Here is a 12,860-nt window from a genome sequence, read left to right on the forward strand (position 1 = left end):
AATCACGGAGTTGACGGGCGCGTGCCGACGAGACTCCGGAAGGTTTCGCATACGCATGTCCATTTCCAGTTCTGATCACGCCGTCATGCCCGAGAACGGCGAGAACGAGATCGTGGAGGAGACCCCCGAGGTCACCTTCGCCACGCTCGGTCTCCCCGAGGGCGTCGTGCGCAAGCTCGCGCAGAACGGCGTGACCACCCCCTTCCCGATCCAGGCCGCGACCATCCCGGACGCCCTGGCCGGCAAGGACATCCTCGGCCGTGGCCGCACCGGCTCCGGCAAGACCCTCTCCTTCGGTCTGCCGACCCTGGCCCGACTGGCCGGCGGCCGCACCGAGAAGCACAAGCCCCGCGCGGTCATCCTCACCCCGACCCGTGAGCTCGCCATGCAGGTGGCGGACGCCCTCCAGCCCTACGGCGACGTCCTCGGCCTGAAGATGAAGGTCGTCTGCGGCGGTACGTCCATGGGCAACCAGATCTACGCCCTGGAGCGCGGCGTCGACGTCCTCGTCGCCACCCCGGGCCGGCTGCGCGACATCATCAACCGCGGCGCCTGCTCCCTGGAGCACGTCGAGGTCGCCGTCCTCGACGAGGCCGACCAGATGTCCGACCTGGGCTTCCTGCCCGAGGTCACCGAGCTGCTCGACCAGGTCCCGGCGGGCGGCCAGCGGATGCTGTTCTCCGCCACGATGGAGAACGAGATCTCCACGCTGGTCAAGCGCTACCTGAGCGACCCGGTCACGCACGAGGTCGACAGCGCCCAGGGCAACGTCACCACGATGTCGCACCACATCCTCATCGTGAAGCCCAAGGACAAGGCGCCGGTCACCGCGGCCATCGCCTCCCGCAAGGGCCGCACGATCATCTTCGTCCGCACCCAGCTGGGCGCCGACCGTATCGCCGAGCAGCTCGTCGAGGCCGGTGTGAAGGCCGACGCGCTGCACGGCGGCATGACGCAGGGTGCCCGTACCCGCGTCCTGGCCGACTTCAAGGACGGCTACGTCAACGCGCTGGTCGCCACCGACGTCGCCGCCCGCGGTATCCACGTCGACGGCATCGACCTGGTCCTCAACGTGGACCCGGCCGGTGACCACAAGGACTACCTGCACCGCGCCGGCCGTACGGCCCGCGCCGGCCGCACCGGCACCGTCGTGTCGCTGTCCCTGCCGCACCAGCGCCGCCAGATCTTCCGCCTCATGGAGGACGCGGGCGTCGACGCCGGGCGTCACATCATCCAGGGCGGCGCCGCCTTCGACCCCGAGGTCGCCGAGATCACCGGCGCCCGGTCGATGACCGAGGTCCAGGCCGAGTCCGCGGGCAACGCCGCGCAGCAGGCCGAGCGCGAGGTCGCCTCCCTCACCAAGCAGCTGGAGCGGGCGCAGCGTCGCGCGACCGAGCTGCGCGAGGAGTCCGACCGTCTCGTCGCCCGGGCCGCCCGTGAGCGTGGCGAGGACCCGGAGGCCGCGGTGGCCGAGGCGCAGGCCGCGGTGGCCGCGGAGGCCGTCGAGGTCTCCGTGCCCGAGCAGCCGGTGGCACAGGACGTCGACCGGGCCGAGGCCCCGTCGACGTACGAGCGCCGTGAGCGTCGGGACAACGACCGTGGCGACCGTGGTGGCTTCCGCCGTGACGACCGTCGGGACGACCGTGGTGGCCGTTCCTTCGAGCGTCGTGACGACCGTGGTGGCCGTGGGTTCGAGCGTCGTGACAACGACCGTCCGGGCTTCCGCCGTGACGACCGCCGCGATGACCGTGGTGGCCGTTCCTTCGAGCGTCGTGACGAGCGCGGTGGGTTCAACCGTGACCGTGGCGAGCGTGGTGGCTTCGAGCGTCGTGACAACGACCGTGGTGGCTTCCGGCGTGACGACCGTCGGGACGACCGTGGTGGCCGTTCCTTCGAGCGTCGTGACGACCGCGGTGGCCGTGGGTTCGAGCGTCGTGACAACGACCGCCCGGGCTTCCGCCGCGACGACCGTCCCTCCGACCGCCCGGCCGGCCGTTCCTTCGAGCGTCGCGACGAGCGCGGTGGACACCGTGGCAGCGACCGTCCCTTCAACCGCGACCGCCGCGACGACCGCCCGGGCTTCCGCGCCGGCGGCCACGAGCGTCCGTCCGGCCGTCGTGACGACCACCGCGGCACCGGCACCGGCTCCGGCTCCTCCTTCGGCCGCCGCGACGACAAGCCGCGCTGGAAGCGCAACGGCTGACGGTAAATAAGCAGGCCGAGCGCCGTGGTCCCCGCTCCGGGGACCACGGCGCTCTGTCGTTGGGGGGAGCCCTTCTCGTGAGCGGCACTTTCTAGCCAAGTTGTGACGTGTGTCACGCCCCCGGCAGGGGAATTGCTGGGGGCATGACAGGTGACGACATAAAGAGTGGGCTGTCGGACGAAGAACGGCTTGCCCAGCTCGGCTACACGCAGGTTCTGGCCCGCCGCATGTCGGCGTTCTCCAACTACGCGGTCTCCTTCACGATCATCTCGGTGCTGTCGGGATGTCTGACGCTGTACCTGTTCGGGATGAACACCGGCGGCCCCTCGGTGATGATCTGGGGCTGGGTCGCGGTCGGTCTGATGACGCTGTTCGTCGGGTTGTCGATGGCCGAGATCTGTTCGGCGTACCCGACGTCGGCAGGCCTGTACTTCTGGGCGCACCAGCTCGCCCCCAGCCGGACCGCGGCCGCCTGGGCGTGGTTCACGGGCTGGTTCAACGTGCTCGGCCAGGTCGCGGTGACCGCCGGCATCGACTTCGGCGCCGCGTCCTTCCTCGGCGCGTACCTGAACCTCCAGTTCGACTTCGAGGTGACACCGGGCCGGACGATCCTGCTGTTCGCGGGCATCCTCGTGCTGCACGGTCTGCTGAACACCTTCGGGGTGCGGATTGTCGCGATCCTCAACAGCGTCAGCGTGTGGTGGCACGTGGTGGGCGTGGCGGTGATCGTCGGCGCGCTGACCTTCGTACCGGACAAGCACCAGTCCGCGTCCTTCGTGTTCACGGAGTTCGTCAACAACACGGGCTGGGGCAGCGGGGTCTACGTCGTCGCGCTGGGTCTGCTGATGGCCCAGTACACCTTCACCGGCTACGACGCCTCCGCCCATATGACCGAGGAGACCCACGACGCGTCGACGGCCGGCCCGAAGGGGATCGTGCAGTCGATCTGGACGTCGTGGATCGCCGGCTTCGTGCTGCTGCTCGGCTTCACCTTCGCCATCCAGTCCTACGACGGGGCGCTGAACTCCTCGACGGGCGCGCCCCCGGCCCAGATCCTCCTGGACGCGCTCGGCGCGACCGCCGGCAAGCTGCTGCTGCTCGTCGTGATCGGGGCGCAGCTGTTCTGCGGGATGGCCTCGGTGACGGCCAACAGCCGCATGATCTACGCCTTCTCGCGGGACGGCGCGCTGCCGTTCTCGCACATCTGGCACACGGTCAGCCCGCGCACCCGGACACCGGTCGCGGCGGTGTGGCTGGCGGCGACGGGGGCGCTGGTCCTGGGGCTGCCGTACCTGATCAACTACACGGCCTACGCGGCGGTGACGTCGGTGGCGGTGATCGGGCTGTACATCGCCTACGTCATCCCGACGCTGCTGCGACTGCGCAAGGGCGAGGCCTTCGAGCGCGGGCCGTGGCATCTGGGCCGTTGGTCCCGGGTGATCGGTGTGGTGTCGGTGGTGTGGGTCGGCGTGATCACGGTCCTCTTCATGCTGCCGCAGGTCTCCCCGGTCACCTGGGAGACCTTCAACTACGCGCCGATCGCCGTCCTCGCGGTCCTGGGCTTCGCGGCGGCCTGGTGGCTGGCCTCGGCCCGGCACTGGTTCCTCAACCCCGACCACGAGCGGACACGGGCCCGTGAGGCGGCGCGCAAGGGGGCGCCTGAACCGGTCGATCCGTGATCTTTGGGTCGACTTCCGCTCACCCCGTCCCCTCCGGCGCGGCCGTGTCACCGATACCCGATCGGAGACTCGGCCGCGTCCGGCTATGCTCGGGGAGGCAACATCGCCTGGGCCCTTAGCTCAATTGGCAGAGCAGTGGACTTTTAATCCATTGGTTGTGGGTTCGAGTCCCACAGGGCCTACGGGTTGTAGGTGGGGGATATGCCCTCTGACCTGCTACGCAGCGTCCGGGTCGGCTTCGGCTGGCTCGGGCGCTGAGTCGTTTTCGGGGCTGTGCGTGAGCGATGCGTGAGCGGATGTTCGAGGGTGCAAGCCGAGGAACATCGCTGCGACAGTTGATGGGCGATCTGCTCGGCGTGACGACACGCCGATGACCACCCGCTTCGGCGAGGCTCACTGGATCTACGGTATGAGCGCGAGCCGCGCACAGCGGTGGCGGCAAGGGGGCGGTCATGGACGCATCTGAGGACACACTCGTCGTGCTGACGGCATTGCCCTTGGAGCGTAGGGCAGTACGTCGCCTGTTGGAGGGGCTTGAGAGAGTCGACCAAGCGGGAACGGTGTTCGAGCGAGGCCGGCTCCCTGGTACGTCCTGGACGGTCTATCTGGCCGCCACCGGACCGGGGAACGACTCCGCGGCGGTGATCACCGAGCGGGCCATCAATTTTGTACGTCCGCAGGCCGTCTTCTTTGTCGGTATCGCAGGGTCGCTCAAGCTCGATGTCTCCCCAGGCGACGTGGTCGTGGCTTCTGAGGTGTACGCGTACCACGGGGGTAAGGAGAGCACGGGAGGCTTCAAGGGACGTCCCCGCAGCTGGGAAACCACCCATCACCTTCAGCAGGTGGCCATGCACGTCGATAGCGTGGATGACTGGCGGGGGCGACTGCGGGAAATGGAACGAGACGCGACCCAGGTGCATTTCAAGCCCATCGCGGCTGGCGACCTGGTGCTGGACGCTCCGGCAGGGTCGCCGTCCCGAGTCCTCTTGGACCAGAACTTCAACGACGCCGTGGCTGTGGAGATGGAAGGCGCAGGTTTCGCCAATGCCGCTACCAAGGCGGGGGTTCCCTTCCTTTTGGTTCGTGGGATCAGTGACATGGCGAACGGAACCAAGCAGAGCACCGACGGTGCCGGCATGCAGGAAGCCGGAGCACAGCACGCGGCTCTCTTCCTGGCGGAAGTGATCGCTCAGTTCAAACCCGCCAATGCGGACTTGCGCCCGAAATCGGCTGCTTCCGAAGAGCCCGCGGACGAGCTGATCTGGCAACCTCTCGATCAGCCCGCCAGCGTGGCTTGGTACAGGGACATCGTGCCGTCGAGTGCCTACACCAGCGGTCCCTCCTTGCTGGAGGTCCACTTGGCGCCCGTTTTGATGACGAGCAAGGTTACTGCGACCCGTATGCGGGAGTTGGCCGATGAGTTGGTGAGCCTCGGCCGCGCCGCCGGGTTTTTCTCGAACACCGAGCACGTTGAGGCGCACGACAGTGCCGAGATGACGATGGCATCTGTGGTGGATCGCCACGGGCGATCAGCTGGGCTGGCGATCACTCGGTCCGGCCAGCGGAGTGCTTGGGAGGCCCTGCCGCAGCCGGGAATCGCCTCCGTGCTCGACGAGGAGCACACTCAGGAGCGAATCACCGCTCTGCTGTCGCTACTGGAGGCTGTCGAGGTACCGACGGCTTCCGCCTTTGCGCCGGCGGTCGGCATCGAGAAACCGATGATGGTGATGATTGGGCGACTCAGCACGGTCGATCCCAATCGAGCCACGCTCTCACACAGGGGCAACAATCCGGTGAGGACCGATCCGGATGAAGCGGTCGCCGCCGCGATGCTCGTCGGCCGCACCAGCGAGCTTGCCCAGGAGCTGACCGTTCGCTTGATCCTCGCCTTCCGTGGGTCCAGCCACTAGGTTGCTCGCGGTTTAGCAGCCCTCAGCGCGGCGGCCCGAGGGACCAGAGCCGCGGCCTTCTCGGCAATCTCACGGTCCAGCTCCGGGAGCAGGCTCGTGTATGTGTCCGAGGGCAGCGTGATGGTGGAGTGCCGCTGAGTCTCCTTTGCCGCGTGGATGTCGCCGCCGCCTCCGTGCGTGAGAGTTGCGGGGACATGGCGTAGGTCCCGCAGGATGATGGGCGGCAGGTCGGTGGTGGCGAGGCCGCGGCGGAAGGTCTCGGAGACCGCCTCCGGTGAAACCAGGAGCAGTCCTCCTTGGTGAACACCTTGCCGGTGCTCTGCCAGACAGTGCCCCACTTGGCGCGTTCCTTCTCCTGGTGGGCCTTGTGGTCGCGCAGGCTGGCGATGGTCAGGCTGTCGAGCGCGATCGTGTTCGCGCTGCCGTCCGTCTTCGGTTCGGACTCGTAGGTGTCCCAGTCGTCCACCACGGTCTCGTTGGCTGGAGTGATGAGGCCGGCGGCGAGGTCGATTTCGTACCAGTCCTGGGTGCTTCTGTGCGCCCCTGCATGCACCCTCCATGCGCCCCGCGCTCCCCTTCTACGGTCATGGAACTGCGAGGGCCGGAAAAGTCCGGCCCCGACGGGGAGCACGGTGCGGCAGGTGACCGCACTGACTTGACGTCGGCCGGTTCTGCCCGCCTTGGGAATGGGGGCGGTATGGGGTCCCGTCGCAGGGTCGATGACAGCTTCGAGCAGGCAGTGCAGGCCGCCGTGTCGACGTTTGGGGCGGAAGTCACGCCAAAGCTGAGAGGCAGTGGGTGGCAGGAAGACCAGCTCCGGGGACCGATGGAGAACATGATCCGGTCCATATGCCGTGGCCTGGGTCTGGAAGTCACTCTCATTGGCGAAGTCCCACTTGTCGACATGGGAGCCCGCCCGGACTATGCCGTTGAGGTCGGAGGCGCCCTCGTCGGTTACATCGAGCTCAAGAAGCCGGGCACCCAGGCCGACCCGTCCGTCTACACAGGCCGCAATGCCGAACAGTGGGCAAAACTCCGGCTGCTCAACAACGTTCTGCTCTGTGACGGGAACGAATTCTCCGTCCACCAAGAGGGCCAACGGGTTGGTGAAGTGGCCCACATGAAGGGCTCGGTTCTCACCTCTGGATCCCGGCTTACCCCGGCCGACGGGACACTCGCGCGGGTGCTACGCGGGTTCCTGACCTGGGAGCCGCAGACACCTCGCACCACGAGTCAGCTCATCCGAGCAGTCGCCGGACTCTGCCAACTTCTGTCGGAAGAGGTCGGAGAAGCGATCGCGCAGGAGAAGAGCCGTCGACGTCCACCGGCATTCACGACACTCGCCAAGGACTGGCGACACCTGCTGTTTCCGGAAGCAACCGACGCCCAGTTCGTCGAGCAATACGGTCAGGCAGTGGTGTTCGCACTGCTGCTCGCCAGGGTTGAGGAGATCAATTTCGAAGGCGAGACTGTGCATGAGATCGCCACGAAGCTCGGCAAGAAGCACTCGTTGATGGGACAGGCCCTGGATGTCTTGGCGGGCGACTCCGTTGCTGGCCTGTCCACCACGCTGAACACATTGCTTCGTGTCATCGGCGCGGTCAGGTGGGACGTGCTGGACGATGGCACCGGGGACGCCTACTTCCTGCTGTACGAACACTTTCTCCAGATCTACGACCCGGACCTGCGGATACGCACAGGCTCGTACTACACGCCGCGCGGCGTCGTCTCGGCCATGGCGCGGCTCGTCGAGGACGTCCTGAAACGGGAGGGTTTCCGTATCCCATCCGGCTTCGCTTCTCCCGATGTGGTCCTTGTCGACCCAGCCATGGGCACCGGCACCTTCCTCCTGTCGGCGCTGGAGCTGGCTGCCGAGACCATCGCCGAGGCAGAGGGCCCAGGCGCGGTGGGCCCACGTTTGCGAGAGATGGTGGGGCGTCGGCTGGTCGGTTTCGAGATGCAGGTCGGTCCGTTCGCTGTCGCGGAACTACGCATGCACGCCTTGCTCAAGCAGTACGGGTCCGCGGCCCCCGCCCAGGGACTCAGGCTGTTGGTGGCTGATGCCCTGGACAGCCCGACAGCCGAGTTCAACTGGATCCCCCACACCTACCGGGCGCTCGCGGAATCCCGCCGCCAGGCCAACCAGGTCAAGCGGGACGAGCGTGTCATGGTCGTCATGGGCAACCCGCCTCACGACGCCGTGAAACGGGGCGCTGGCAAGTGGGTGGAACGAGGGGAGCCTGAGGCGGACATCCCGGCCCCGCTGGAGGTCTTTCGGCAACCTGGCAACGGTAGGTACGAGTCGAAGATCGCCAACCTCTACGTCTACTTCTGGCGCTGGGCCACCTGGAAGGTCTTCGACGCACACGACGACGTGCCATTCGGTGTGGTCGCGCTGATCACGCCGAAGGCATGGCTCAAGGGGCGGGCGTTCGCCGGCATGCGGCGCTATCTACGCGAAACCGCTGACGAAGGCTGGATCGTCGACCTGTCCCCGGAGGGCCACCGCGCGGATGTCGCGACCCGGCTCTTCCCCGAGGTCGCCCAGGAGTTGTGCATCGCGATCTTTGTGCGATGGCGGGACAGCCCCAGGCCACGGACAGACCGGCAGACTGCAAAGGTAAGACACCTCAAGGTCGGCGGGCGTCGCGACGAGAAGATCGAAGGCCTGACGACGCTCAGGCTCGACGACCCCGAATGGCGTGAGTGCGCCACGGGCGAGACGGATGCCTTCCTGCCACCGGGCAGCGACCTGTGGGAGTCCTGCCCGCACCTGAGAGATCTGATGCCGTGGTCATCGCGTGGCGTCACGCCTGGGCGCATGTGGGTCTACGCACCGGACGAGGAGACACTTCATAAACGGTGGCACCGCCTACTCGCCGCGGATACCGAGAGACGAGCCGAGATGCTCGGACGCTCTGGTGAGCGAACGCCTGCAGACAATGTCCCGCCCCTTCCAGGAGTTGAGTCTCACGGGCGGATACCGCTCGCCGCCGAGCACAGGACAAACCCTCAAACGGTGCGCATTGGGTTTCGCTCGTTCGATCGGCAATACGTGTTGCCGGACAGCCGGTTGATGGAGCGAGGCAGAGCTGACCTTTGGCGAGTCCGCAGCGAACGACAGATCTACACCGTTGAGCAGAACGCCCACCCCGTGGTCAACGGTCCGGCGCTGGTCTTCAGCGCTCTCATTCCCGACATGCACTACTTCAACAACCGCAGTGGTTGCGCCCGTCCCCTCTACCGCAACGCCGCCGGCACGTTGCCCAACGTCATGCCCGGTCTGCTCCCCTTGCTCTCGGGGCGGCTCGGCATACCCGTCGTCGCTGAAGACCTACTGGCCTACATCGCCGCGATCGCGTCCCACCCGGAGTACACAGCTCGATTCCAAGAGGACCTCGAAGTCCCCGGCGCGCGGATACCCTTCACTGCTGACCTTTGCTTATGGGAGCAGGCGGTTGCCATCGGTCAGCGAGTTCTGTGGCTACACACCTACGGCGAGCGGTACGCCGACGAGACAGCCGGGAGGCCGTACGGCAGGGTGCTGCTACCCCGCGACCGACCTCGATGCGTCGCGGAGATCCCGGATGATGCGGAAGCCATGCCGGAGAAGCTGGCGTACGACCCGGTGACACAGGATCTGTGGATCGGCAGTGGACGGATCAGCCCGGTGCCTCACGCGGTTCGGGACTACGAAGTGTCCGGGATGAATGTTCTCGACAAGTGGTTCGGCTATCGACGGAGGAACCCCGTCGGCAAGCGACGCCTCGAACTGGACCACGAGGTAGCTCCGCGCTGGCTTCCCTCATGGACAACGGAACTGCTGGAGTTGCTGAATGTCCTCGGCCTGCTCGTGCGCGAGGAGCCAGCACAGGCCAGCCTTTTCAATGAGGTGTGCGTGGGCCCACTGATCACGGTGACGGACCTGACCACAGTGGGGATCCTTCCTGTTCCCGCAGAGGCAACCAAGGCGCTGAAGGCGACATCGGACGCAGGCGACGCACTGTTCGACCTGTAAGCGACGGAGCGGCCGGCCGCAGAACTACGTGCGACTGGTCCAAGTCGTTGCGAACCTGCGACTCGGCTAGACCTGATCGGGTACGAGTTCGCTCCCACCCCGGAGCGTGCTGGGACTGCAACCGCCAGAAACAGTAGCGCCGCACCTACGTCGCTGCTGAACGTGCTGCTCAGCCGACCTCTTTTGCGTGAGCGATGCGTGAGCGGACAGGTTGGCACGGGCCGACACCTGACAGACTGGCGATCATCGGATGAGTCTTGACCAGGTCGTTCCGGACACTGAAGAACCGCCCGGAACCCTGTGGGTTCGAGTCCCACAGGGCCTACGCACTGGACCCCCGCGTCAGACCGTTCTGAGGTGGGGGTTTCGGCGTTCCCGGAGGCTTTCGGGTGCTACGGCCCCCACGGCGGCGGGCCGGTGCGGGTGGCCCAGGCGGCGAGGGCGGGCTCGTCGAAGAGGCGGATGCCGGTGCCGGACGCGTACTGGGCCGCGGGCTTGGTGAACACGGACGTGGTGACGACGGCGGCGACCTGGGCGCCGTGGACGCTGTAGCAAGTGCCGCCGAACCGATGGAGGTCCGGGCTGCCCACCTTGGTGGTCGGGCCGTAGCGCTTGCACTGGATGACGACGCGCCGCCCGTCGGGGGCGTCGGCGACGACGTCGGCGCCCAGATCGCCGGCGCCCCCCACCACCCGGACCCCGAGGCAGCCGTCGCGCTCGCACAGGAACGCGACGGCGTGCTCGAACTCCCTTGGACCCATGGCGTGGTAGCGCGCCACCTCCGTGGACCGCAGGGTGCGCACGCGATGGCGCTCCGCGGCCTGCCTGGCCCGGCGCTTGCCGAGTGCGAGGCCGCCGCCCGCGAGGAGCAGGAGGATGAAGACGGCGCCCGCGCCGTTTCCGTCGGCCCAGGCGAGGAGTGCCGCAGGGAGCAGGACGAGGGCGGCGGCCGCGTAGAGGCAGCCGGCGGCTCCGATCGGTTCGGACGGTCGGACGAGGTCGCGTGTGGGCGCGCGCATGGATCCCCCCAAGGTGTGCCAGGTGGAGAGATCTACCACCGGGACGCGGCAGGGGTGGCCCTTATGTCGGGGAACAGCCCTTTCCGGTGTCTACTCGCGCCCGGGGCGTGCGCCTCCCCGCCGTCCCGCCGCCCCGGGAGGGTGGAGCAGGCTGCACCCGAGCAGTGGAGCCTGCTCCACCGTCTCCCGGCACCCTGGTCATCTAGCCTGCCCCCATGTGGAAGACCGTGCGGCGGGCCGCGAGGGCCACCGGCCACCTCCTGCTGGCCGCCGCGATGGCGTTCGGTGTGTGGATCTTCGTCACCGTGCTGCTGATCACCGCCATCGGCACGCTCGTGGTGGTCGGCGCCTGGCTGCTGCCCGAGACGGTGCTGCTCATACGGCGGATCGCCGGGGCCAAGCGGCAGCTGACGGCCTCGTGGACGGGCGTGCGGATCCCCGAGGCGTACCAGCCGCTGACCGGGACGGTCCGGGAGCGGATCCGTACCGCCCTCAAGGACCCCGGCACGCTGACCGACTTCCGCTGGATGGTGGCGTACTACCTCTACGGCGCCCTGCTCTTCGTCGCGCTGCCGCTGTGGCCCCTCGGGCTCGTCGTCGACGGCGTGTGGGCGGGGCTGTTGCGCCGGGAGCCGGTCGTGCTGCCCCTCATCGTGAAGGTCGCGGACCTGGAGGCCGACTGGTCGACCGCGCTGCTCAAGCCGTCCCCGAAGGCGCGGTTGACCCGCCGGGTCGAGGAGCTGGCCGCCACCCGTGCCGACGCCATCGCCGCGCACGGCGCCGAACTGCGCCGTATCGAAAGGGACTTGCACGACGGCGCCCAGGCGAACCTGGTCGCGCTGTCCATGCGTATCGGGCTCGCCAAGCGGGCCTACGACCGTGACCCGGACACCGCCCGCAAGCTGCTGGACGAGGCCCAGGACCAGGCCGAGCAGGCGCTGACGGAGCTGCGGAACGTCGTGCGCGGCATCCACCCGCCGATCCTGACCGACCGGGGGCTCGTGGGCGCCGTGCGGGCGCTGGCCGCCAGCAGCGGGCTCCAGGTCGCCATCGACGACGGCGGGATGGAGAAGAGCGTCCGGGCGCCCGCCGCCGTCGAGGCCGCCGCCTACTTCGTGGTCGCCGAATCCCTCACCAACGCCGCCAAATACAGTGGTTCGCCCCGGGCCGACGTCAGGCTCGCGCGCACCAAGCGCGGGCTGCGGGTGCGGGTCAGCGATGTGGAGGGCCGGGGCGGGGCCGACGAGAGCGCGGGTTCCGGACTGCTCGGCATGCGGCGCAGGGTCGCCGCGCTCGACGGGACCGTGGACGTGTCGAGCCCCGTCGGGGGGCCGACCGTGATCGAAGTGGAGCTGCCGTGCGTGTGGTGATCGCCGAGGACAACGCCCTGCTGCGGGAGGGCCTCGTCCTGTTGCTGACCTCGGCCGGGCACGAGGTGGTGGCCGTCGCCGGCACCGGCCCCGAGGTCATGCCCGCCCTCCTGGAGCACCGACCGGACATCGCCGTCCTCGACGTACGGATGCCGCCCGGTTTCCGCGACGAGGGGCTGCGGGCCGCGCTGGAGGCCCGCAAGGAGATCCCCGGGCTGCCGGTGCTGGTGCTCTCGCAGTACGTCGAGGAGTCCTACGCCGCCGAGCTCCTGGGCGGCGGTACGAGCGGGATCGGCTATCTGCTCAAGGACCGGGTGGGCCGGGTCGACGAGTTCCTCGACGCCCTGGAACGGGTCGCGGGCGGCGGTACGGCGCTGGACCCCGAGGTCGTCACCGAGCTGCTGACCCGCCGTAAGAACACCCCGCTGGACTCCCTCACGCCCCGCGAGCGCGAGACCCTCAAGCTCATGGCGGAGGGCCACGACAACGCGACCATCGCCAGGACCCTGGTCGTCACCGAACGTGCCGTCCACAAGCACATCGGCAACGTCTTCCTGAAGCTGGGCCTCCCGCCGAGCGACAGCGGCCACCGCCGGGTGCTGGCCGTGCTGGCGTATCTGGCGCACACCCCCCAGGCATGAATGCCGGGCCCTTCCGACGG

At 68.1% G+C, this 12,860-nt stretch carries 7 protein-coding genes, 1 tRNA gene and 1 pseudogene; 7 read left to right on the top strand and 2 right to left on the bottom strand.

The annotated features are described in order from the left end of the window. Positions 1-55 precede the first annotated feature (55 nt). The 4 genes from ACFY0U_RS12700 to ACFY0U_RS12715 all read left to right on the top strand — a co-directional run bounded on the left by ACFY0U_RS12700 (position 56) and on the right by ACFY0U_RS12715 (position 5,792). On the top strand, positions 56-2,203 hold the full coding sequence (locus ACFY0U_RS12700; protein ID WP_388634197.1) for a DEAD/DEAH box helicase: 2,148 nt from the start codon (positions 56-58) through the stop codon (positions 2,201-2,203). Positions 2,204-2,346: 143 nt separating this feature from the next. Next, entirely contained in the window at positions 2,347-3,882 is a 1,536-nt protein-coding gene (locus ACFY0U_RS12705) for an amino acid permease (RefSeq protein WP_388634200.1), read from the top strand. A 109-nt stretch (positions 3,883-3,991) separates the two neighbouring features. Beyond that, positions 3,992-4,064, top strand: a tRNA-Lys gene (locus ACFY0U_RS12710). Positions 4,065-4,334: 270 nt separating this feature from the next. After that, positions 4,335-5,792, top strand: a complete 1,458-nt coding sequence (locus ACFY0U_RS12715) for a hypothetical protein (RefSeq protein WP_388634202.1) — start codon at positions 4,335-4,337, stop codon at positions 5,790-5,792. Here ACFY0U_RS12715 and ACFY0U_RS12720 read toward each other — a convergent pair. Beyond that, positions 5,789-6,366 (bottom strand): annotated as a pseudogene (locus tag ACFY0U_RS12720) (site-specific integrase); the annotation flags it as partial. The gene ACFY0U_RS12715 and the pseudogene ACFY0U_RS12720 overlap by 4 nt on opposite strands. 252 nt (positions 6,367-6,618) lie before the next feature. On the opposite strand from ACFY0U_RS12720, the gene ACFY0U_RS12725 reads away from it, so the two are divergent. Then, positions 6,619-9,810, top strand: a complete 3,192-nt coding sequence (locus ACFY0U_RS12725; RefSeq protein WP_388634203.1) for a type ISP restriction/modification enzyme — start codon at positions 6,619-6,621, stop codon at positions 9,808-9,810. Positions 9,811-10,202: 392 nt separating this feature from the next. On the opposite strand, the gene ACFY0U_RS12730 is transcribed toward ACFY0U_RS12725, so the two are convergent. After that, complete coding sequence (locus ACFY0U_RS12730; RefSeq protein WP_388634204.1) at positions 10,203-10,829, bottom strand: restriction endonuclease; 627 nt, start codon at positions 10,827-10,829, stop codon at positions 10,203-10,205. A 215-nt stretch (positions 10,830-11,044) separates the two neighbouring features. On the opposite strand from ACFY0U_RS12730, the gene ACFY0U_RS12735 reads away from it, so the two are divergent. Both ACFY0U_RS12735 and ACFY0U_RS12740 read left to right on the top strand, forming a co-directional pair. After that, the gene (locus ACFY0U_RS12735) at positions 11,045-12,199 is read left to right on the top strand and encodes a histidine kinase (protein ID WP_388634207.1); all 1,155 of its coding nucleotides are present in this window, start codon (positions 11,045-11,047) and stop codon (positions 12,197-12,199) included. After that, positions 12,187-12,840 carry a response regulator gene (locus ACFY0U_RS12740; RefSeq protein ID WP_388634210.1) on the top strand — a complete coding sequence of 218 codons (654 nt, stop codon included), beginning with the start codon at positions 12,187-12,189 and terminating at the stop codon, positions 12,838-12,840. The genes ACFY0U_RS12735 and ACFY0U_RS12740 overlap by 13 nt, the downstream gene beginning before the upstream one ends. Positions 12,841-12,860 lie beyond the last annotated feature (20 nt).

It is taken from the genome of Streptomyces sp. NPDC001536 (assembly GCF_042894505.1).
Lineage (GTDB): Bacteria > Actinomycetota > Actinomycetes > Streptomycetales > Streptomycetaceae > Streptomyces.